The organism is Streptomyces sp. NPDC004838, from assembly GCF_053600955.1.
The window spans coordinates 322,866-343,919 of sequence record NZ_JBSGAW010000001.1; the positions used below are offsets into that span (position 1 = coordinate 322,866).

Consider the following 21,054-nt stretch of genomic DNA (forward strand, 5'->3'; position numbering starts at 1 on the left):
ACATGGCCTTGCCTCTCACCGAGGCCCGTCGGAGGCACGCTTATGTCCGTGCAGAGATCCGGAACGACCGTTCCCCACCGTCCGTCGAGGAGATCCCGCCGTACGCTCATCACAGCGGTCGGCGCCCTCCTCGCTGTCCTCTCCCCCCTCTCCCCCCTCTCTCTCCTTCCCCCGTCCTATGCCCGTGCGGCCGTCGGCGACGGCGACCACCCTCCACGCGGCTCCGCCCATCTCGGCATGGGCGTGATCGCACACGACGGCCAGGGAGGTCTGCCGGGCTATGCCCGCGCCACCGGGACGGAAGGCGTCGACGTCTCCAGTCATCAGGGCGACGTCAACTGGCCCGCGCTCTGGAACAGCGGCGTCAGATGGTCCTACAACAAGGCCACAGAGGGCACCTACTACAAGAACCCCTACTTCTCGCAGCAGTACGGCGGCTCGTACGACGTCGGCATGATCCGCGGTTCGTACCACTTCGCCACACCCGACACGGCCTCGGGCGCCGCGCAGGCCGACTACTTCGTCGACAACGGCGGCGGCTGGTCGCCCGACGGCAGGACCCTGCCGGGCGCTCTCGACATGGAGTGGAATCCGTACGGCGCGGCCTGCTACGGCAAGACCCCGTCGGGGATGGTGACCTGGATCAGGAACTTCCTGGACCGGTACAAGGCCCGAACCGGCCGGGACGCGGTGATCTACACCGCGACCAGCTGGTGGACCCAGTGCACCGGCGGCTACAGCGGCTTCGGCGCCCAGAACCCGCTGTGGATCGCCCGGTACAACACCACACCGGGTCCCCTGCCGGCCGGCTGGGACGCCCACACGATGTGGCAGTACACCTCGACCGGGCCGATCGTCGGCGACCACGACAAGTACAACGGCGGCCTGGACCGGGTTGCGGCCCTCGCCAGTGGATGACACCCGTGCGCGCACACCGCGCGCTGGGCTCGGAGGCCGGCGCGCGGTGTGGTCCGGGTGGGGGTGCAGCCTGAAGTCCGCGACCTCCTGACACCGGGTGAGAAACACACTGCCCGTCAGACCCGAGCCCAGCGGACCCGAGGGTTCGGGCGTCGGGCCTGAAGCGTCCGGCCCCGCACCGGACAAGACTCCCGGACCACCGCACGGCAGGCACCCCGTACCGAGCGGGCCCCGGAACCACCCTCCGCGGCCGACCGGCCGGTCGACCACGGCAGACCCAAGCGGTCCGCCGTGGCCGCCGGCCGGTCGCCAGACCTACGCGGCTGCCGGAACCGCCAACTCCGCCGGTGCCAGCGCGATGTCCAGCACCTGGCGGACGTCCGTCACCGGGTGCACCTCCAGCGAGTCGAGGATCTCGGCCGGGACGTCGTCCAGGTCCGCCTCGTTCCGCTTCGGGATCACGACCGTCGTGATGCCCGCCCGGTGCGCGGCCAGCAGCTTCTGCTTCAGACCGCCGATGGGCAGCACCCGCCCGGTCAGCGACACCTCACCCGTCATCGCCACATCCGTACGGACCAGCCGTCCGGAGAGCAGCGAGGCGAGGGCCGTCGTCATCGTGATGCCCGCGCTCGGCCCGTCCTTCGGGACCGCGCCGGCCGGGAAGTGGATGTGCACCCCCCGGTCCTTGAGATCGGCGACCGGCAGTTCGGTCTCCGCCCCGTGCGAGCGCAGGAAGCTCAGCGCGATCTGCGCCGACTCCTTCATCACATCGCCGAGCTGGCCGGTGAGGGTCAGCCCCGAGGCGCCCGTCTCCGGGTCGGCGAGCGACGCCTCGACGTAGAGGACGTCTCCGCCGGCGCCGGTGACCGCGAGACCGGTGGCGACGCCGGGCACGGCGGTACGGCGCTCGGCCGGGTCCTGCGCGGACTCGGGAACGTGGTGCGGCCGCCCGATCAGACCGCGCAACTGCTCGGCCCCGATGGTGAAGGGCAGCTCCTGGTCGCCCAGTTCGTGCTGGGCGGCCACCTTGCGCAGCAGCCTGGCGATCGAGCGCTCCAGGTTACGGACGCCGGCCTCGCGGGTGTACTCGCCGGCCAGCTTGCGCAGCGCCGAGTCGTCCAGGACGACCTCTCCGGCCTCCAGGCCCGCCCGCTCCAGCTGACGCGGCAGCAGGTGGTCCCGTGCGATGACGACCTTCTCGTCCTCGGTGTAGCCGTCGAGCCTGACGAGCTCCATCCGGTCGAGCAGGGCCTCCGGGATGGCCTCCAGCACATTCGCGGTGGCCAGGAAGACGACGTCGCTCAGATCGAGTTCGACCTCCAGGTAGTGGTCGCGGAAGGTGTGGTTCTGCGCGGGGTCCAGCACTTCGAGGAGGGCGGCGGCCGGGTCTCCCCGGAAGTCCGAGCCGACCTTGTCGATCTCGTCGAGGAGGACCACCGGATTCATGGACCCGGCCTCCTTGACCGCCCGCACGATCCGGCCGGGCAGCGCGCCCACGTACGTACGCCGGTGGCCGCGGATCTCCGCCTCGTCCCGGACACCGCCGAGCGCGACCCGGACGAACTTGCGTCCCATCGCGTGCGCGACGGACTCGCCGAGTGAGGTCTTCCCGACGCCGGGCGGGCCGACGAGCGCCAGAACCGCGCCCCCGCGCCGCCCGCCGACCACGCCCAGCCCCCGGTCGGCGCGCCGCTTGCGCACCGCCAGGTACTCGGTGATCCGTTCCTTCACGTCCTGAAGGCCCGCGTGCTCGGCGTCGAGGACGTTCTTCGCGCCCCGGATGTCGTACTCGTCCTCGGTGCGCTCGTTCCACGGCAGCTCGAGAACGGTGTCCAGCCAGGTGCGGATCCAGGAGCCCTCGGGGCTCTGGTCGCTGGAGCGCTCCAGCTTCTCGACCTCCTTGAGGGCGGCCTCGCGCACATGCCCCGGCAGATCGGCCGCTTCCACGCGGGAGCGGTAGTCGTCGGACTCCTCGCCCTCCGCCTCGCCGTTCAGCTCGCGCAGTTCCTTGCGTACGGCTTCGAGCTGCCGGCGCAGCAGGAACTCGCGCTGCTGCTTGTCCACGCCTTCCTGGACGTCCTTGGCGATGGACTCGGCGACGTCCTGCTCGGCGAGGTGCTCGCGCAACTGCTCGGTGGCGAGCTTGAGCCGGGCCACCGGGTCGCCGGTGTCCAGCAGCTCGATCTTCTGGGCGGTGGTCAGGAACGGCGAGTATCCGGAGTTGTCGGCGAGCTGGGACACGTCGTCGATCTGCTGGACGCGGTCGACGACCTGCCAGGCACCGCGCTTTTTCAGCCAGTTTGTGGCGAGAGCCTTGTACTCCTTGACCAGCTCGGCGATCTGACCGGGAAGAGGGTCGGGCACGGTCTCCTCGACACGGGTCCCCTCGACCCAGAGAGCGCCACCGGGTCCCGTGGTGCCGGCGCCGATCCGCACCCGGCTGCGGCCGCGGATGAGCGCGCCGGGATCGCCGTCGGAGAGCCGTCCGACCTGCTCGACGGTCCCGAGCACACCGGTCGCGGCGTACGTCCCGTCCACCCGAGGAACAAGCAGCACCTTCGGCTTGCTTGCACCGGAGGAACGCGCGGCGGCCTGCGCGGCCTCCACCGCCGCCCGCACCTCCGCGTCGGTCAGGTCCAGCGGCACCACCATTCCGGGCAGCACGACCTCGTCGTCGAGGGGCAGCACGGGCAGGGTCAACGGTGTGAACGCTTGGGACTCAGCAGCCATGATCTCCCCTTAGGCAGTGAAGTTGAGCTATGTGGACTCAATGCACGGGAGCCGCGAGTTGTTCCCCGGCCCTTGTTCGCTCTGAGCGATCACACCTTGTTCTGCGGCTCGGTTCACTTCCGGGGCGACACCCGACCGAAGACCGCTCCGCGAACGGCCTACCGTGGCCATGAGCCGGACCCGAACCCCCGACCGGAGGCCCGCCGTGACGACAGCCCGGACCATCGACCGACGCCATGGGCCCTATGGGGAGGTCGTCCTGCGGGAGCGCGGCGATCACCACGAGATCATCGCCAACGGGTGTTTCCTGATGGACACCTCGGACGGCCGCTCGGAGCGGCTGCTGATCGATGCCGCGTACGCCGCGCTCACCACCTCCGCCGCGGCGAGAACGTCCGAAAACCGCCCATCGGGAAGCCCGACGGAAGACCCGACCGAAAGCCCCGTGGAACCCCTGCCGCATCCCCCCGCCCTCCTCATCGGCGGACTCGGTGTCGGGTTCTCCCTCGCCCACGCCGCGGCCGGCCCCCACTGGGGGCGCATCGCCGTCGTCGAGAGGGAAGAGGCGATCGTCGACTGGCATATGACCGGGCCCCTCGCCCGTATCTCCCGCGACGCGCTCGCCGACCCCCGCAGTGTGATCGTGCGCGAGGACCTTCTCACTCATCTCCGTGACACGGACGACCTCTATGACGCACTCTGTCTGGATATCGACAACGGTCCCGACTGGACCGTCACCGACGACAACGAGGCTCTGTACGCACCGGCCGGACTCGCGCTCTGCCGAAGGCGGCTGAGGCCCGGCGGAGTGCTCGCCGTATGGTCCGCGCAGCCCTCGTCCGCATTCGAGGAGGCACTGCGGAATGCCGGGTTCAGCGGGGTAAGAACCGAAGAGGTGAGGGTTGCCCGGGGCGTACCCGACGTGGTCCACCTCGCCGTTCGGCCTGCGTAGCCTCGACCAGGGACGTGCCTCTACTGTGCTGAGCTACACACCGGATCTACAACGAGCGTGAATCTCCCGAGAGCGCTTACAGGGGCGGGCGATGGAACAGACACACACCACCACCCACAATGGCGTCGCGGCCACACCCGGCGCCCAGCGGCGGGTGCTGGTCGTCGAGGACGATTCGACGATCGTCGACGCCATCGCCGCGCGGCTGCGGGCGGAGGGCTTCCTGGTGCAGACGGCCGTCGACGGCCCGGCGGCCGTGGACGCGGCCGAGGCGTGGCAGCCGGATCTGATGGTGCTCGATGTGATGCTGCCCGGCTTCGACGGTCTGGAGGTCTGCCGCAGGGTCCAGGCGCAGCGCCCGGTTCCCGTGCTGATGCTGACCGCGCGTGACGACGAGACCGACATGCTGGTGGGGCTGGGCGTCGGCGCGGACGACTATATGACCAAGCCGTTCTCCATGCGGGAGCTGGCGGCGCGGGTGCATGTGCTGCTGCGCCGGGTGGAGCGGGCGGCGCTGGCGGCGGTGACACCCCGTAGCGGGATTCTCCGTCTGGGTGAGCTGGAGATCGATCACGCCCAGCGGCGGGTACGGGTCCGGGGCGAGGACGTCCATCTGACGCCGACCGAGTTCGATCTGCTGGTCTGCCTGGCGAACACGCCCCGTGCGGTCCTCTCCCGCGAGCAGTTGCTCGCGGAGGTGTGGGACTGGGCGGACGCGTCCGGCACCAGAACCGTGGACAGCCATATCAAGGCGCTGCGGCGGAAGATCGGCGCGGAGCGGATCCGTACGGTCCACGGGGTCGGATACGCGCTGGAGACGCCCGCGCCATGAGGCGGCCGAGCTGCGAGGCGCGGGCCGGGCGGGCGGGAAGGACCGTCTCCATCTCGATCAAGACGAAGCTCGGCGTGCTCGTCGTCGTCTCGGTCTTCATCACCACGGGTCTGCTGCTGGTGGCGTTGCGGACCTCGACCGAGGTGCGTTTCATCACCGTCTTCTCGGTGATAGCGACCCTGCTGATCACGCAGTTCTTCGCGCATGGCCTGACCGCGCCGCTGGACGAGATGAACACGGTGGCGAAGGGGATATCGCATGGCGATTACACCCGCCGGGTGCGCGGTGCGGGCCGCCGGGACGAGCTGGGCGATCTCGCCTCGACGATCAACCGTATGGCGGACGATCTGGAGGCGGTGGACCGGAGCCGCAAGGAGCTGGTCGCCAACGTCTCGCACGAGCTGCGCACCCCGATCGCGGCGCTGCGGGCCGTGCTGGAGAACGTCGTCGACGGGGTTTCGGCGGCCGATCCGGAGACGATGCGCACGGCGCTGACCCAGACGGAGCGGCTGGGGCGGCTGGTGGAGACGCTGCTGGACCTGTCGCGGCTGGACAACGGTGTCGTACCGCTGCGGGCCCGGCGCTTCGAGGTGTGGCCGTACCTCTCCGGGGTGCTGAAGGAGGCGAACCTGGCCGGGTCGCACCGGCGGCTCGCCTCCGGGTCGGGTCATCACACCCGTACGGACGTGCATCTGCATCTGGACGTGTCGCCGCCCGAGCTGACCGCGCACGCGGACACCGAGCGGTTGCACCAGGTCGTGGCCAATCTGATCGACAACGCGGTGAAGCACTCGCCGCCGCACGGCCGGGTGACGGTACGGGCCCGGCGGGGCTCGCAGCCGGAGTCGCTGGACCTGGAAGTGGTCGACGAGGGGCCGGGCATCCCGGAGCAGGAGCGCCGCCAGGTCTTCGAGCGGTTCAACCGGGGGAATGTCGCCTCTCCGCACGGGAAGGGCAGTGACGGCGGCACGGGGCTGGGCCTGGCGATCGCCCGGTGGGCCGTGGATCTGCACGGCGGCGGGATCGGGGTCGCCGAATCGGCTCGGGGCTGCCGGATCCTCGTGACTCTGCCGGGAATCCCGGCGCAGAGAAGTTTGACGTAGGGTCGAAGCGAAGCGGCCTTTTTGCGTGTACCTATCAAGGTATGGGGCAGCCATCCGGCTCGCCGACCCGTTCCTACTGGTCAGTAGGGGGTTGTGGCGACGGTCTGTCGTACCCACACATGGGCGAACTGTGCTTGTTTCCCGCCATTCCTAGCCATGAAACACATCTTTCGGTGTGACTTGCGCGACGAAGACAGTCCCGGCCTGCATCTCCCGGCCATTGAGGCGTAGCCTTTATTTCCGCTGTCCATCACCTTGTGAAGCGGAAGAGGGCGGTTGCCGCCGTGTCGTCTCAGTCCCCCAGTAACGCGAGCCTGTCAACCGACCAAGGCGCGCAGGGCCAGGACCCTGCCGCCGCGTTCGGCGCCAATGAATGGCTCGTCGACGAGATCTACCAGCAGTACCTCCAGGATCGCGATTCGGTCGACCGCGCCTGGTGGGACTTCTTCGCCGACTACAAGCCGGGCGGTGGGAGCTCCGAGGACGCCCCCACCACGGCGGCGACCGCCGCTCCCCCGGCGAGCGCGCCCGCGGCCCCCGCGAGCGCCCCCGCCGCGCCGGCACCGGCCGCCGCACCCCCGGCCCAGGCTCCCGCTCCCCAGCGGGTGGCCCCGGCGCCGGCCGCGCCGGCCAAGCCCGCACCGGCACCGGCACCGGCACCGGTCGCGCCCCGGCCCGCCCCGGCGGCCAAGGCGGCGCCCGTCGCCGCGCCCACCGAGGGCGGCCCCGAGCTGGTCCCCCTCCGCGGTCCCTCCGCCGCGGTCGCGAAGAACATGAACGCCTCGCTGCAGATGCCCACGGCCACGTCCGTGCGGGCCGTCCCGGTGAAGCTGCTCTTCGACAACCGCATCGTCATCAACAACCACCTCAAGCGCGCCCGTGGCGGGAAGGTCTCCTTCACCCACCTCATCGGGTACGCGATGGTGCAGGCCCTCAAGGCCATGCCGACGATGAACCACTCCTACGCGGAGAAGGACGGCAAGCCGACCCTGGTCAAGCCGGAGCACATCAACTTCGGCCTCGCCATCGACCTGGTGAAGCCGAACGGCGACCGCCAGCTCGTCGTCGCGGCCATCAAGAAGGCCGAGACGCTCAACTTCTTCGAGTTCTGGCAGGCGTACGAGGACATCGTCCGCCGCGCCCGGAACAACAAGCTGACGATGGACGACTTCACCGGCGTCACCGTCTCGCTGACCAACCCCGGCGGCCTCGGCACCGTCCACTCCGTGCCGCGTCTGATGCCCGGCCAGTCGGTCATCATGGGCGTCGGCTCCATGGACTACCCGGCCGAGTTCCAGGGCACTTCGCAGGACACCCTGAACAAGCTGGGCATCTCCAAGGTCATGACGCTGACCTCGACGTACGACCACCGCGTCATCCAGGGCGCCGCGTCCGGCGAGTTCCTGCGGATCGTCGCCAACCTCCTCCTCGGCGAGGAGGGCTTCTACGACGACATCTTCGAGGCGCTCCGCATCCCCTACGAGCCGGTCCGCTGGCTCAAGGACATCGACGCCTCGCACGACGACGACGTCACCAAGGCGGCGCGCGTCTTCGAGCTGATCCACTCCTACCGGGTCCGCGGCCATGTCATGGCCGACACCGACCCGCTGGAGTACCGCCAGCGCAAGCACCCCGACCTCGACATCACCGAGCACGGCCTCACCCTGTGGGACCTGGAGCGCGAGTTCGCGGTCGGCGGCTTCTCCGGCAAGACGCTGATGAAGCTCCGTGAGGTGCTGGGCGTCCTGCGCGACTCGTACTGCCGCACCACCGGCATCGAGTTCATGCACATCCAGGACCCCAAGCAGCGCAAGTGGATCCAGGACCGCGTCGAGCGCCCGCACTCCAAGCCGGAGCGCGAGGAGCAGCTGCGGATCCTGCGCCGACTGAACGCGGCCGAGGCGTTCGAGACGTTCCTCCAGACCAAGTACGTCGGCCAGAAGCGGTTCTCGCTGGAGGGCGGCGAGTCCGTCATCCCGCTGCTCGACGCGGTCATCGACTCGGCGGCCGAATCGCGCCTCGACGAGGTCGTCATCGGCATGGCCCACCGCGGCCGGCTGAACGTTCTGGCGAACATCGTCGGCAAGTCGTACGCGCAGATCTTCCGCGAGTTCGAGGGCAATCTCGACCCGAAGTCGATGCACGGCTCCGGCGATGTGAAGTACCACCTGGGCGCCGAGGGCACCTTCACCGGTCTCGACGGCGAGCAGATCAAGGTCTCCCTGGTCGCCAACCCCTCCCATCTGGAGGCCGTCGACCCGGTCCTCGAAGGTGTCGCCCGCGCCAAGCAGGACGTCATCAACAAGGGCGGTACGGACTTCACCGTCCTCCCGGTCGCCCTGCACGGCGACGCGGCCTTCGCGGGCCAGGGCGTCGTCGCCGAGACGCTGAACATGTCCCAGCTGCGCGGCTACCGCACCGGCGGCACGGTCCATGTCGTCATCAACAACCAGGTCGGCTTCACCGCCGCCCCGGAGTCGTCGCGTTCGTCCATGTACGCGACCGATGTGGCCCGCATGATCGAGGCGCCGATCTTCCATGTGAACGGCGACGACCCGGAGGCGTGCGTCCGTGTGGCACGGCTCGCGTTCGAGTTCCGCCAGACGTTCAACAAGGACGTCGTGATCGACCTCATCTGCTACCGCCGCCGCGGGCACAACGAGGGCGACAACCCGCAGTTCACCAACCCGCAGATGGTCGCCCTGATCGACAAGAAGCGCTCGGTGCGCAAGCTCTACACCGAGTCGCTGATCGGCCGCGGCGACATCACGCTGGAAGAGGCGGAGCAGGCGCTCCAGGACTTCCAGGGGCAGTTGGAGAAGGTGTTCGCGGAGGTCCGCGAGGCCACCAGCCAGCCCGCTCCGGCGCAGGTCCCGGACGCGCAGGCCGAGTTCCCGGTCGCCGTCACCACCGCGGTCTCCCAGGAGGTCGTGAAGCGGATCGCCGAGTCCCAGGTCAACATCCCCGACCACATCACCGTCCACCCGCGGCTGATGCCGCAGCTCCAGCGGCGCGCGGCGTCGGTGGAGGACGGCACGATCGACTGGGGCATGGGCGAGACGCTCGCCATCGGCTCCCTGCTGATGGAGGGCACCCCGGTCCGGCTCTCCGGCCAGGACACCCGGCGCGGCACCTTCGGCCAGCGGCACGCGGTACTGGTCGACCAGGTGACCAACGAGGACTACACCCCGCTGCTGTACCTGACCGACGAGCAGGCCCGCTACAACGTCTACGACTCGCTGCTGAGCGAGTACGCGGCGATGGGCTTCGAGTACGGCTACTCCCTGGCGAGGCCCGAGTCGCTGGTCATGTGGGAGGCGCAGTTCGGCGACTTCGTGAACGGCGCGCAGACCGTGGTGGACGAGTTCATCTCCTCCGCCGAGCAGAAGTGGGGCCAGACGTCCGGCGTCACCCTGCTCCTGCCGCACGGTTACGAGGGCCAGGGCCCGGACCACTCGTCCGCGCGCCCCGAGCGCTTCCTCCAGATGTGCGCGCAGAACAACATGACGGTCGCGATGCCGACCCTGCCGTCGAACTACTTCCACCTGCTGCGCTGGCAGGTCCACAACCCGCACCACAAGCCGCTGATCGTCTTCACGCCGAAGTCGATGCTGCGTCTGAAGGCGGCGGCGTCGCGGGTGGAGGAGTTCCTCACGGGTGGCTTCCGCCCGGTCATCGGCGACGAGTCGGTGGACCCGGCGGCGGTGCGCAAGGTCGTCTTCACCTCGGGCAAGGTCTACTACGACCTCGACGCGGAGCGGCAGAAGCGCGGCATCACGGACACGGCGATCATCCGGCTGGAGCGGCTGTACCCGCTGCCGGGCGCGGAACTCCAGGCCGAGATCGCCAAGTTCCCGAACGCCGAGAAGTACCTGTGGGCGCAGGAGGAGCCGGCGAACCAGGGTGCCTGGCCGTTCATCGCGCTCAACCTGATCGACCACCTCGACCTGGCGGTCGGCGCGGACGTCCCGCACGGCGAGCGCCTGCGCCGGATCTCCCGGCCGCACGGCTCGTCCCCCGCGGTGGGATCGGCCAAGCGTCACCAGGCGGAGCAGACGCAGCTGGTGAACGAGGTCTTCGACGCGTAACGGCTTCGACGGCTCTGTCCTGGGCCCGGTCCCCCCGCGCGACGCGGGGGGACCGGGCCCTCGCGCTTTCCGGCGAGCGCCCGACCGGGCGGTCAGGGCCGGGCCGGATCGTCCTCGTGGTCGCCGCCCGCCGTCATCAACCGCACCGCTCTCCGCTCCTCCCGCGCCCGCTCCGCCCCTGCGGAATCCGCGGTTCCTCCAGGACCGGCGGTTCCCCCAGAGCCCGGAGCACCGGCAGGTCCCCCGGTACTCCCCGCTCCCGCCGTCCTCGCCAGCCGCCCCGCGCCCCACATGGCGGTCTCGTCCGGCGGGCCGTCGGCGGAGGTGAGATACACGGTCGCCGCGCGGGTGAGGGCGTCGATGACCGGGTCGGAGGCGGCGGGACTCATGGGGCGACGGGGGTGGAGGCGGGCGGCTGGGGAGGGACCGGGGGGTGGGGAGGGCGCGGTGGGGGCTCCGGGGTGGGGCGGGGGGTCTGGGCGGCCTCGGTGGTCTGGGGGGAGCCTGGGGTCTGGGCGGCCGGAGTGGGCGGGTTTCGTGGCGGTGCCGGGTCCGCGGGCGGGTGCTCCGGAGGCCGTGGGGGCGGCTGGAGCTGCCGGTCCTCCGGGTGCGAGCGGCCGTGCCGATGCCGGAGCGCCTCGGCCAGCCGGGCGTGCCGCGACCTCAGCGCCTCCGAGAACTGCGGGTCCTGCGGGGGCTGCGGGTCCTGCGGGCCATCGGTGCCTTGCGCGGGTATGGGCGCCGCCCAGGGCTGCGCGGCTCCGGGAGTCTGCGGCCCTGGCCCTGGGGTCGCTCGGGCATGACGCCCCGACGGGACCCTCGAAGCCGCCGGGGCCGCCTCGGGCTCCGGGGCCGACTGGACGGGCGGGACGCCGGGGCCGGACAGGGGCCCCTGGCGAGTCCGAGCGGCCGGGCCGGCCTGAGCCGTCTGAGTCGTCTGAGTTGTCCGAGTCGTCTGAGCCTCCGGAGGCGACACGGCTCCAGGGGCCGACGGTACCCGCGCCGACGCGGGTCCCGACGCCTGCGCCGCAGGGTCACCCGTGTGACCGGGACCCCCGTCGGCTGCCGGGGTCGCCGGGACCCGCGCATCCTGCCGTACCCGTACCGCCGTCCCCTCCTCTCCCCGCGGCTGCTCCTTGAGCTGCCAGGTCAGCGTCACCTGTACGGACGCCTTGGCCTCCCCCGCCGCGAGCACGGCGAGCGCCGCACCCGACTTGGCGGTCAGCTCCACCCCGAACGAGACGCTGGCCTCATCGGGCCCGGCGGCCGCGGCGGCCGACAGCACGGAAGCACCCACTTCGGAGATCAGCCGCTCCAGCTGGTGGACCTTGGCGGTCGCGTTCTCGACGAAGCCCACATCCTCGTCGTCCTCTCCGTACCCCCCTTCGGGGGTGGAGAGCCGGGCGAGCACGACCGCTCCCCCGGGCAGTTCGATCCGCTGGACGCGACCACTCACGAAATCCCCCGTTCTGCACGGTCAACTCTCCCCGGTACCAGTCCACTTGGGCGGTGTGCGAGTGGCGACGACGTTACTGCCCATCCGGTTGCGAAGCAGCTTCTTCCGGCCCGCGGAAGTGGATGCACCGAGTCGCCGTAATCTGATGGGGTAGTCCCCATCCCTCCCTGGAGCATGTCTTGTACTTCACCGATCGCGGCATCGAAGAACTGGAGAAGCGGCGCGGCGAGGAGGAGGTCACCTTCGAGTGGCTCGCCGAGCAGCTGCGCACGTTCGTGGACCTCAATCCCGACTTCGAGGTCCCGGTGGAGCGGCTGGCCACCTGGCTGGCGCGGCTCGACGACGAAGACGAAGACTGACGAAGACGGAGCGCGAGGCCGTGTTACGGGCGGCGACGAGCCGCATTCGCCGCCGACGGTCGACCACCGACGGCCACCGCCCGCCGCCGCGCACCGAACCGGCGACCATCGACCATGACCGCCCCCACCTGCCGACTCTCACACGCCAGCCGTCAGCCGTCAGCCGTCGCACCTCGCCTGTCACGCCTCGCCTCTCACCCGTCCCGCCCCGCGCCCCGCGCCCGCCTCCGCTCGTACGCCAGAGTGAGCGCCCCCTGCGCGATCAGCACCGAGCCCGCCACAACCCAGCCCGCACCCCGCCGCCGCAGCCCCCAGGCCGCCAGCGGCACCCCCGCCCCCAGTTGGGCGACGGCCAGGATCTTCGGCAGGGCCGGCTTCCGTGGCCCGCGCAGCCAGTGGTCCAGGCTCTCCTCGACCGCGTGGAGTTCGGTCCGTACGGCATCGCGCCAGCCCGCCCACTCCACCGGCTCGGCGCCCAGCACCCGGGCGGCGGACCAGAGCCCATCGGCCGTCCCGCCCGGAGTGAGTCCGGGCGGCAGCTCCAGCCCGGCCCTGGCCAGAACGGCGGTGAGGCCGATCAGCCGGGTGAGCGCGTCCGCATCGGAATCGGGCCGGGTGAGCGGCTCCAGAGCCTGTACGTCGAGTACGGGATCGAGCCCGAGCCGCGACGCGAACGTCCGCATCGCCTCGTCCTCCCCGGCCGGCGTCCCGTCCGCGAGCCATACGTACCCGACGGGCCTGCGGAACCCGGACGCGAGGGTGAACCCGGCACGGTCCCCGTCCCACCACAGGGCGACGACCGGCCGGCCCGCCCCCACGGCCACGGCGAGAGCGACGGCCCAGCCCGCGAGGACCCGGTCGACGGGTTCGCCTTCATGCCAGGCCGCCCCCTCGGGGACGAGGACGCTCCATGTGTCTCCGGCCGGAGCGAGGAGCTGCTGTTCGCGCAGGAGCTGAGCCGGAGAATGCACCGAGGAAGGCTCGGCCCGGCAGAGCAGCAAGGCGCCCACGGGTGTCGCGTTCATATGCCCAACGCTAGGCCATTTAGCCCCGATATGGCCGGATATCGATGCCCCGCCCATCAATCGAAGGGGCCGTCAACAGGCTTGACATCCCTCATTCGCGATATATCGTATTGACAGCAAGACGCGATATGTTGCGTCACGGTCGAGATGGCCCAGCCGGGAGGTCAGCGTCATGGCAGAGTCGACGTGGGAGGTCTCAGAGCCGCGCAAGCTCGCCTTCGACGCCCCTGTGACCGCGCTCAGTGTGCGCATCGTCAATGGAACGGTGAACGTCGTGGGGACGGACGAAGGTTCCGCCCGTCTGGAGGTCGCCCGGATCGAAGGCCCGCCGCTGATCATCACCCAGGAGGGCTCCCAGCTCACGGTCGCGTACGAGGACCTGCCCTGGACGGGATGGCTGAAATGGCTCGACCGCAAAGGCTGGAACCGCGATGCGATCGTGTCGCTCGCGGTCCCCTCGAAAGCGTCCGTCGAAGTCGGCGTCGTGGGCGCGGGAGCGGTGATCTCCGGCATACAGGGGGCCACGACCGTCCGGGGCGTCAGCGGTGACACCACGCTCGTACGGCTCTCCGGAGCGGTCCGCGCCGACACCGTATCCGGGAGCCTGGAGGCGCAGTCCGTCACGGGCGATCTGCGCTACAACTCCGTATCCGGCGATCTGACGGTGATCGAGGGCTCCGGTACGTCCGTACGGGCAGACTCGGTCAGCGGCGACATGCTCGTCGATCTCACCTCTCCCGAAAGGGAAGGCGAGGCCAAGCCGACCGATCTCAGGCTCAACACGGTCTCGGGAGAGGTCGCGATCCGGCTGCCGCATCCGACGGACGCCCGGATCACGGCGGAGACCGCGAGCGGCGCCCTCTCGAACGCCTTCGACGATCTGCGGGTCAGCGGGCAGTGGGGCTCGAAGAAGATCACCGGAACCCTCGGCGCGGGCACGGGCGCACTCACGGCGACGACCGTCTCCGGCTCGATCGCGCTGCTGCGGAGGCCGTCCCCGGCCGACGACCTCGCCGACGACCCCTCATGGGAAGTCGCGGCATCCGGCGCTCCCCCCACCGACGCTTCACCGGCGGACTCTTCCACAGCGGACCCTTCCACGGCCGACGGCCCGTCGCCCGACGGCTCCTCCTTCGACGGCCCCTCCATCGGCGCGTCCGATTCACCCAACGCGCCCGATACAGCCGGTCCACCCGGCTCGGCCGATGCGTCCGGCTCGACCGATGCGTCCGGCTCCGCAGGAAAGGTGCTCTGACATGCCACCCGTCTTCGCCCACGGCCGTCTGCGCCTGTACCTGCTGAAGCTTCTGGACGAGGCTCCGCGCCATGGCTACGAGGTGATCAGACTGCTGGAGGAGCGTTTCCACGGTCTGTACGCGCCCTCCGCCGGCACCGTCTATCCACGGCTGGCCAAGCTGGAGGCCGAGGGGCTGGTCACCCATGCCACCGAGGGTGGCCGCAAGGTCTACTCGATCACCGAAGCCGGCCGGGAGGAACTGGCCGGACGCAGCGGTGAACTGGCCGATCTGGAGCTGGAGATCCTCGAATCGGTCTCCGAACTCGCCGCGGAGATCCGCGACGACGTACGCGGCGCGGCGGGCAAACTGCGCAGCGAGATGCGGGCCGCGGCGTCGGAGACGCGGACGTCGCCCGGCAAGGAGAACGATTCGTGGCGGTCGGCCAAGGAGGAGTGGCGCAAGGTCACCCATGAGTGGCAGGAGCAGGCCCGCCGCGCGAAGGACGAGTCCCGCCGGGCCCGCGAGGACGCACAGCAGGCCCGTCGCCAGGCCAAGGAGGCGCAGGACATGGCACGTACCGAGATGCAGCGCATCGCCAGGCAGGTTCAGGAGCAGGTGCAGGGCCATTTCAGCCGGGGCGACTGGCCCACGGGTGTCCGTGAGGGCCTCACCGAGCTGTCCACCCAGCTGAGCGGCCTGGCCCGTACCGGCTGGCCTCCCCACGCCAAGCCGGAGTCCACGCCCGAGCCCACGCCCAAGCGCGCGCCCGACGCGGCCCCCGGCCCCGGCCCCGCCCCTGAGTGGTCCGCCGACTCCCACTCCTCGGGTGACCCGGCCCGCGATCTCGACCGTCTGCTCGACCGCTTCCGCGACGACATCCGGGACGCCGCACGGGACAACGGCGTCACGGAATCCCAGCTCGGCGAGGCCCGTCGCCATCTCTCCACCGCCGCGGCGCACATCGCGGCGCTGCTGCTGAGCCCGAAGGACACCAAGGACGCCTGACCGGCGGGACGCGCGATATGAGCGGTACGGACTCGCCCCCTGGGCCGGGTCCGTACCGGCCATCCGCGGCCCCTGCCCGCGGAATCACGCATGTCGCTTATACGGATATACGGAGCCGTTACACGGAGCCGTCTCCTGCGGGCCTCCACCGCGCGATCAGCGCGGCCCCGTGTCAGTCGCCGGAGCCGCCGTACATCACCCGGTTCACCGACTCGTACGTCGCTCCGTGCTCGGCCAGCACCTCCGACACCACGCCCGGCCGGACGGTCAGCGCGAGAAGGAAGTGCTCGCCGCCGATGACGCGGTCGCCGCGGCCGGTGGCGATGCGCAGAGAACTCACGAGGGTGTCCTTCGCGGCGGGGGTGAAGGGCCGGCGGCCCGACCACCAGTGGCGGGAAGGACGACCCTGCCGGAGCGCGCCCCGTCCGTGCACCTCCTCGACGCGTGCGACGATCTCGCCCACGTCGATCCCGAGCCCGGCGAGCGCGTCCGCCTCCGACTTGGAGATCCCGGCGCGTCGGCGCGCGTCGCAGAGCGCGCTCTCGACGGACTCACGGCGGTCGATGACGCCGAGCGCGGCGAAGGCGAAGGCCGCCCGTGTCCCTTCCTGATCCAGCATCGCCAGCAGCAGATGCTCCTCGGTGACGGAGTCCGCGCCCGCCCGCTCGGAGTGGACGACGGACCGTTTGACCACATCCCGGGCGTCCCGCGTGAAGCGTTCGAACATCATCGCCTCCCGTGCTTCTTGTGTACGGCCTGCCGGCTGACACCGAGTTCGGCCGCGATCTCCTGCCACGACCAGCCCTGGTTGCGCGCGCTGCGCACCTGCACGGCTTCGAGCTGTTCGAGCAGTCGCCGCAGTGCGGCGACTGCTCGCAGCCCGACCCGCGGGTCGCGGTCGCCCGCGCGCTCGGCGAGATCGGTTGCCTCAGTCATGAGTGTCAATTTACATTGACAGTTATCCACAGTCAACCACAGTTGACGAAATGCTCCGTAGTCTCGAAGAACCGCGGGCTCGGGAGAAGACCGAAGGAAGAATGGAAGGCAGGACGGAAGGAAGGAGGCAGGACCGAACCGAGGAAACGGGGACAGCAGGCCGTAACCAGACCGAGGAAGCGAGGAACCAGCCAGGGAGCCAGCCGAGAAGCAGACAGGGAAACCTGACCGGAACTCAAACGAACCGAACCCCGGACCGGGACCCAGACCAGCCAGACCAACCAGACCCTGGAACTCAGACCAACCGAACCCCGGACCGGAACTCAGACCGACCGGATCAGGGAGTCAGCACGATCTTGCCGAACAAGTCGCCGCCCGCCATCCGCTCGAACCCCTCCCGCGCCCGGTCCAGCGGAAGCACCTGGTCGATCACCGGCCGTACCCCGGTCGCCGCACAGAAGGAGAGGAGGTCTTCCAGTTCGTCCTTGGACCCCATCGTCGAGCCCACGACCTTGAGTTCCAGAAAGAAGATCCGGGTCAGCTCGGCATGCGCGGGCCGGTCGCCACTGGTCGCGCCGGAGATCACCAGGGTGCCGCCGGGCCGCAGGCACTTCACCGAGTGGGACCAGGTCGCCGCTCCGACCGTCTCGATCACGGCGTCCACGCGCCGGGGCAGCCGTGCCCCCGGCTCGTACGCCTCCTCCGCGCCCAGCTCGACCGCCCGCCGGCGCTTGGCCTCGTCACGGCTGGTGGCGTACATCCGCAGCCCCGCCGCCTTGCCGAGGACGATCGCCGCGGTCGCGACGCCGCCGCCCGCGCCCTGGACGAGCACGGAGTCCCCCGGCCGTACGCCCGCGTTGGTGAACAGCATGCGGTACGCGGTCAGCCAGGCGGTCGGCAGACAGGCGGCCTGCTCGAAGCTCAGCTCCTTCGGCTTGGGCAGCACATTCCACGCGGGGACGGTGACCTGCTCGGCGAAGGTGCCCTGATAGTGCTCGGTGAGGAGGGAGCGCCCCTCGCCGACGCCGACGCCGTACCCGCTCTGGCCGATGACGGAGTGGAGCACCACCTCGTTGCCGTCGGCGTCGATCCCCGCGGCGTCGCAGCCGAGGATCATCGGCAGCTTCTCCTCGGGAAGGCCGACGCCCCGGAGGGACCAGAGGTCGTGATGGTTGAGGGAGGCGGCTTTCACGGTGACGGTGGTCCAGCCGGGGCGGTTCTCGGGCACCGGGCGCTCGCCCAGCTCAAGGCCGTCGAGCGGGTTGTCACGGTCGATTCTGGCTGCGTAGGCGGCGAACATGACCTTGACCATAGGACGGCATCGCTCGGCGGCGGAACCGATCACGGGTGTGACACGCGACGCGTCCCGAAGGCGTTGCGCCGCCGTGGCCCGCGGTCTCGGGCACCACGGGAAAGCGGGCCGTGTCGCCCCTCCTCCGGAAACTCCGGAAGGGCGACACGGCCCGCCTGCCACGCACTGCTGTGCAACGGCCGCCGTCCGGTCTCCTGGTCTCAGCCACCCGGCCGGGACGGCCGGCGAGGCCCTGCCCCGGCCGTCGACAGCCCGGACGCGGCTGCCGAACGGCATCTTCACCCTTGCGCGGGCGGCATCCGGCGCGGCGGCCGGGGCCCGTCGCGGTGGCCAGGGTCCGGTACGGCGGCGGCGCCTCAGCGCCGGGCGACGCCCTCGGCGCGGGCGGCCGCCGCGACGGCAGCGGTGACGGCCGGGGCCACCCGCTCGTCGAACGGCGAGGGGATGACGTAGTCGGCGGCCAGCTCATCGCCGACGACGTCCGCCAGCGCGTTCGCGGCGGCGATCTTCATGCCCTCGGTGATCCGGGACGCCCGCACCTGGAGAGCGCCCGCGAAGATGCCCGGGAAGGCCAGCACATTGTTGATCTGGTTCGGGAAGTCACTGCGTCCCGTCGCCACCACGGCCGCGTACTTGTGCGCGATGTCCGGGTGGACCTCGGGGTCCGGGTTGGCCATGGCGAAGACGAAGGCGCCGGGGGCCATCGAGGCGACGGCCTCCTCCGGCACCGTGCCGCCCGAGACGCCGATGAACACATCCGCACCGGCCAGGGCGGTCTCCAGCGAACCGGTCAGCCCGGCCTTGTTGGTGATCTCCGCCAGTTCACGCTTCACGGGGTTCAGGTCGTCGCGGTCCTGGCTGACGACACCCTTGCGGTCGGTGACCGCCACATCGCCGAGACCGGCCTCCAGCAGGAACTTCGCGATGGCGACACCGGCCGCGCCCGCGCCCGAGATCACCGCGCGCAGCTCGCCGAGACCGCGCCCGGTGAGCTTCGCCGCGTTCCGCAGGGCCGCGAGGGTGACGACCGCGGTGCCGTGCTGGTCGTCGTGGAAGACGGGGATGTCCAGCCGCTCCTGGAGCTTGCGCTCGATGTCGAAGCAGCGCGGCGCGGAGATGTCCTCCAGGTTGACACCGCCGAACGACGGCGCGAGGCGCACCACGGTCTCGACGATCTCGTCCGTGTCGGTCGTGGCGAGCGCGATCGGCACCGCGTCCACACCGCCGAACTGCTTGAACAGGATCGCCTTCCCCTCCATCACGGGGAGTGACGCCTCCGGGCCGATGTCGCCGAGCCCGAGCACCGCTGTGCCGTCGGTCACCACGGCGACCACCTGTGACTTCCACGTGTAGTCGTGGACCAGGTCCGGCTGCTCGGCGATGGCGCTGCACACCTTGGCGACGCCGGGGGTGTACGCGAGGGACAGGTCGTCCTTGTCCCGCACCGGCACTGTGGCCTGAACGGCCATCTTGCCGCCGCGATGCAGCGCGAAGGCGGGATCGAAGGGCTCGTCGGGAGCGCTCTCCGTGCCGTTCCGGCTGTCGCTGCGAGGATTGACGATCTCCGCTGCCATGGGTTGACCCCTTAAGTCTTCATCGATTGAGGGTTTCCACTCCTGGTTGAGGAGGGGTGGGCGGGCGCCGCGTATGCGGTCCGCCCGGCGGGCGGGCCGCCGGGCGGAGGAAGCGCATACGCGCGGGCGCGCCGCACACGCGCCCTGAGCCCCCTGATAGGGGTGCAAGAGTCCTTCTTACCCGAACGTGGCCGCTGACGACGAGTCCATATCCCGGCTGTGACGTGAATCGTCACTCAATGTCAGGACACAACGGTTATATGCCCCGAAAAGCAACCACGCATGGCACTGCGTGCCATAGATCTTCCGGCAAGAAGGCAACATTCCCGTGAAAGGTCCGGTCGTGATGTACCGGCCCGAGGGAGGTCGGGGGGTGCCCCGTTATCCGATTTTGACATGCTCGGGGACCTGAATGGGCCAGTCCGAATGGCAAGATGCCGAAAACACACAAGGTGGCGACCGCCGAACAGGTGGTACGTGGCCAGGACATCAACTGGAAACGGCAGCTCTCTGACACTCCGGAGGATCCCGAACATGACGGCAAGCACCACGCGCAGCACGACGGCGTCAAAGCTCCGGAAGTCCCTTACCTCCCGGTTCGCCGCGGTCGGTGCCATCGCGGTCGCCGGCTCCCTGCTGCTGACCGCGTGCGGCGACCAGACCGACAGCGGATCGAAGAAGGAGGGCAGTGGCGACAGCACGTCGAACAGCGCCCCCCTCTTCGGCAAGCTTCCGGAGAAGTACCAGAAGGCGGGCGTCCTCAAGTTCGGCACGAACGCCGAGTACGCACCGATGGAGTCCGTGGAGAACGGCAAGATCGTCGGCGTCGACCCCGACATCGCCGCCGAGCTGGGCAAGAAGCTCGGGGTGAAGATCGAGTTCACCTCGGGCTCCTTCGACGGCCTGATCACGGCCCTGAACTCCGGCCGCCACGACGCCGCCATGTCGTCCATCACGGACAACAAGCAGCGCCAGGAGGGCCTGGACGAGAACGGCAAGAAGCTCGGCAAGGGCGTCGACTTCGTCGACTACTTCATCGCCGGCACCGCCGTGTACACCAAGAAGGGCAACCCGCAGGGCATCAAGTCCATCGAGGACCTGTGCGGGAAGACCGCCGCCGTCCAGCGCGGCACCACCTATGAGAAGGCCCTCCAGACCCAGTCCAAGGCGTGCAAGGACGCGGGCAAGCCGGAAGTCAAGATCGAGTCCTTCGAGAACGACACCGAGGCGCAGACCCGGGTGAAGTCCGGCGGCGCGGCCGCGGGCGTCAACGACTACCCCGTCGCCCTCGACCTGTCCCGCAAGGCGGATGGCGGCAACGCGTTCGAGGTCGTCGGCGAGCAGGTCGACGCCGGGCCGTTCGGCATCGCCGTGAGCAAGGAGAACACCGGCCTCCGCGACGCGCTCAAGGAGGCGGTCGACGCGATCATCGCGGACGGCTCGTACATGAAGGTCCTGGAGAAGTGGGGCGCCACCAGCGGGGCGATCGACAAGGCCGCGATCAACGGCGGCAAGTGACCATCGCC

Annotated in this window: 17 protein-coding genes; 9 read left to right on the forward strand and 8 right to left on the reverse strand. The window is 70.2% G+C overall.

Going from position 1 to position 21,054, the window contains the following annotated elements; genetic code table 11:
- The first annotated feature begins 42 nt into the window (after positions 1–42).
- Positions 43–918: a lysozyme gene (locus ACWEFL_RS01315; protein WP_451705692.1), complete on the forward strand. Its 876-nt coding sequence runs from the start codon at positions 43–45 to the stop codon at positions 916–918.
- Between the two features lie 315 nt (positions 919–1,233).
- On the opposite strand, the gene lon is transcribed toward ACWEFL_RS01315, so the two are convergent.
- Positions 1,234–3,648, reverse strand: coding sequence for an endopeptidase La (gene lon, locus ACWEFL_RS01320; protein ID WP_451705695.1), 2,415 nt, complete (start codon positions 3,646–3,648; stop codon positions 1,234–1,236).
- 169 nt (positions 3,649–3,817) lie between these two features.
- On the opposite strand from lon, the gene ACWEFL_RS01325 reads away from it, so the two are divergent.
- The 4 genes from ACWEFL_RS01325 (at position 3,818) to ACWEFL_RS01340 (ending at position 10,623) form a co-directional block, all read left to right on the forward strand.
- A complete protein-coding gene (locus tag ACWEFL_RS01325; RefSeq protein WP_451705697.1) occupies positions 3,818–4,600 on the forward strand; it encodes a spermidine synthase in 783 nt (260 codons plus the stop codon).
- A gap of 91 nt (positions 4,601–4,691) precedes the next feature.
- The gene (locus ACWEFL_RS01330) at positions 4,692–5,432 is read left to right on the forward strand and encodes a response regulator transcription factor (protein WP_451705700.1); all 741 of its coding nucleotides are present in this window, start codon (positions 4,692–4,694) and stop codon (positions 5,430–5,432) included.
- A complete protein-coding gene (locus ACWEFL_RS01335) occupies positions 5,429–6,535 on the forward strand; it encodes a HAMP domain-containing sensor histidine kinase (RefSeq protein WP_451705702.1) in 1,107 nt (368 codons plus the stop codon). The genes ACWEFL_RS01330 and ACWEFL_RS01335 overlap by 4 nt, the downstream gene beginning before the upstream one ends.
- Positions 6,536–6,819: 284 nt before the next feature.
- Positions 6,820–10,623 (forward strand): multifunctional oxoglutarate decarboxylase/oxoglutarate dehydrogenase thiamine pyrophosphate-binding subunit/dihydrolipoyllysine-residue succinyltransferase subunit, encoded by a 3,804-nt coding sequence (locus tag ACWEFL_RS01340; RefSeq protein ID WP_451705705.1) that lies wholly within the window; start codon positions 6,820–6,822, stop codon positions 10,621–10,623.
- A gap of 92 nt (positions 10,624–10,715) precedes the next feature.
- Here ACWEFL_RS01340 and ACWEFL_RS01345 read toward each other — a convergent pair whose 3' ends face one another.
- Together ACWEFL_RS01345 and ACWEFL_RS01350 are read right to left on the reverse strand one after the other, a co-directional pair.
- On the reverse strand, positions 10,716–11,012 hold the full coding sequence (locus tag ACWEFL_RS01345) for a hypothetical protein (RefSeq protein ID WP_451705707.1): 297 nt from the start codon (positions 11,010–11,012) through the stop codon (positions 10,716–10,718).
- Positions 11,009–12,079: a CU044_2847 family protein gene (locus ACWEFL_RS01350; RefSeq protein ID WP_451705709.1), complete on the reverse strand. Its 1,071-nt coding sequence runs from the start codon at positions 12,077–12,079 to the stop codon at positions 11,009–11,011. The genes ACWEFL_RS01345 and ACWEFL_RS01350 overlap by 4 nt, the downstream gene beginning before the upstream one ends.
- A 179-nt stretch (positions 12,080–12,258) precedes the next feature.
- Here ACWEFL_RS01350 and ACWEFL_RS01355 point away from each other — a divergent pair, with 179 nt between their 5' ends.
- Positions 12,259–12,438 (forward strand): DUF6104 family protein, encoded by a 180-nt coding sequence (locus ACWEFL_RS01355; protein ID WP_128557595.1) that lies wholly within the window; start codon positions 12,259–12,261, stop codon positions 12,436–12,438.
- Positions 12,439–12,632: 194 nt separating this feature from the next.
- Here ACWEFL_RS01355 and ACWEFL_RS01360 read toward each other — a convergent pair whose 3' ends face one another.
- Complete coding sequence (locus ACWEFL_RS01360) at positions 12,633–13,463, reverse strand: hypothetical protein (RefSeq protein WP_451705712.1); 831 nt, start codon at positions 13,461–13,463, stop codon at positions 12,633–12,635.
- Between the two features lie 172 nt (positions 13,464–13,635).
- Between ACWEFL_RS01360 and ACWEFL_RS01365 the strand changes: the two genes are divergently transcribed.
- Together ACWEFL_RS01365 and ACWEFL_RS01370 are read left to right on the forward strand one after the other, a co-directional pair.
- Positions 13,636–14,718, forward strand: coding sequence for a DUF4097 family beta strand repeat-containing protein (locus ACWEFL_RS01365; RefSeq protein ID WP_451705715.1), 1,083 nt, complete (start codon positions 13,636–13,638; stop codon positions 14,716–14,718).
- Between the two features lies 1 nt (position 14,719).
- The gene (locus tag ACWEFL_RS01370; RefSeq protein WP_451705718.1) at positions 14,720–15,706 is read left to right on the forward strand and encodes a helix-turn-helix transcriptional regulator; all 987 of its coding nucleotides are present in this window, start codon (positions 14,720–14,722) and stop codon (positions 15,704–15,706) included.
- 172 nt (positions 15,707–15,878) lie between these two features.
- Here ACWEFL_RS01370 and ACWEFL_RS01375 read toward each other — a convergent pair whose 3' ends face one another.
- From ACWEFL_RS01375 to ACWEFL_RS01390, 4 genes are all read right to left on the reverse strand, one after another.
- Positions 15,879–16,433 carry a Clp protease N-terminal domain-containing protein gene (locus ACWEFL_RS01375; RefSeq protein WP_451706163.1) on the reverse strand — a complete coding sequence of 185 codons (555 nt, stop codon included), beginning with the start codon at positions 16,431–16,433 and terminating at the stop codon, positions 15,879–15,881.
- Positions 16,433–16,642: a helix-turn-helix domain-containing protein gene (locus ACWEFL_RS01380; protein ID WP_055624179.1), complete on the reverse strand. Its 210-nt coding sequence runs from the start codon at positions 16,640–16,642 to the stop codon at positions 16,433–16,435. The genes ACWEFL_RS01375 and ACWEFL_RS01380 overlap by 1 nt, the downstream gene beginning before the upstream one ends.
- Before the next feature lie 337 nt (positions 16,643–16,979).
- Positions 16,980–17,942: a zinc-binding dehydrogenase gene (locus ACWEFL_RS01385; protein ID WP_451705722.1), complete on the reverse strand. Its 963-nt coding sequence runs from the start codon at positions 17,940–17,942 to the stop codon at positions 16,980–16,982.
- A gap of 368 nt (positions 17,943–18,310) precedes the next feature.
- The gene (locus ACWEFL_RS01390) at positions 18,311–19,528 is read right to left on the reverse strand and encodes an NAD(P)-dependent malic enzyme (RefSeq protein ID WP_451705725.1); all 1,218 of its coding nucleotides are present in this window, start codon (positions 19,526–19,528) and stop codon (positions 18,311–18,313) included.
- Between the two features lie 534 nt (positions 19,529–20,062).
- Between ACWEFL_RS01390 and ACWEFL_RS01395 the strand changes: the two genes are divergently transcribed.
- A complete protein-coding gene (locus ACWEFL_RS01395) occupies positions 20,063–21,046 on the forward strand; it encodes an ABC transporter substrate-binding protein (RefSeq protein ID WP_451705727.1) in 984 nt (327 codons plus the stop codon).
- Positions 21,047–21,054: the final 8 nt, after the last annotated feature.

Coding starts and splice junctions, on each gene's coding strand:
- ACWEFL_RS01315 (WP_451705692.1), top strand. CDS start 43: ATGTCCGTGCAGAGATCCGGAACGACCGTTCCCCACCGTCCGTCGAGG.
- lon (WP_451705695.1), bottom strand. CDS start 3,648: ATGGCTGCTGAGTCCCAAGCGTTCACACCGTTGACCCTGCCCGTGCTG.
- ACWEFL_RS01325 (WP_451705697.1), top strand. CDS start 3,818: ATGAGCCGGACCCGAACCCCCGACCGGAGGCCCGCCGTGACGACAGCC.
- ACWEFL_RS01330 (WP_451705700.1), top strand. CDS start 4,692: ATGGAACAGACACACACCACCACCCACAATGGCGTCGCGGCCACACCC.
- ACWEFL_RS01335 (WP_451705702.1), top strand. CDS start 5,429: ATGAGGCGGCCGAGCTGCGAGGCGCGGGCCGGGCGGGCGGGAAGGACC.
- ACWEFL_RS01345 (WP_451705707.1), bottom strand. CDS start 11,012: ATGAGTCCCGCCGCCTCCGACCCGGTCATCGACGCCCTCACCCGCGCG.
- ACWEFL_RS01360 (WP_451705712.1), bottom strand. CDS start 13,463: ATGAACGCGACACCCGTGGGCGCCTTGCTGCTCTGCCGGGCCGAGCCT.
- ACWEFL_RS01365 (WP_451705715.1), top strand. CDS start 13,636: ATGGCAGAGTCGACGTGGGAGGTCTCAGAGCCGCGCAAGCTCGCCTTC.
- ACWEFL_RS01370 (WP_451705718.1), top strand. CDS start 14,720: ATGCCACCCGTCTTCGCCCACGGCCGTCTGCGCCTGTACCTGCTGAAG.
- ACWEFL_RS01375 (WP_451706163.1), bottom strand. CDS start 16,433: ATGTTCGAACGCTTCACGCGGGACGCCCGGGATGTGGTCAAACGGTCC.
- ACWEFL_RS01380 (WP_055624179.1), bottom strand. CDS start 16,642: ATGACTGAGGCAACCGATCTCGCCGAGCGCGCGGGCGACCGCGACCCG.
- ACWEFL_RS01385 (WP_451705722.1), bottom strand. CDS start 17,942: ATGTTCGCCGCCTACGCAGCCAGAATCGACCGTGACAACCCGCTCGAC.
- ACWEFL_RS01390 (WP_451705725.1), bottom strand. CDS start 19,528: ATGGCAGCGGAGATCGTCAATCCTCGCAGCGACAGCCGGAACGGCACG.
- ACWEFL_RS01395 (WP_451705727.1), top strand. CDS start 20,063: ATGACGGCAAGCACCACGCGCAGCACGACGGCGTCAAAGCTCCGGAAG.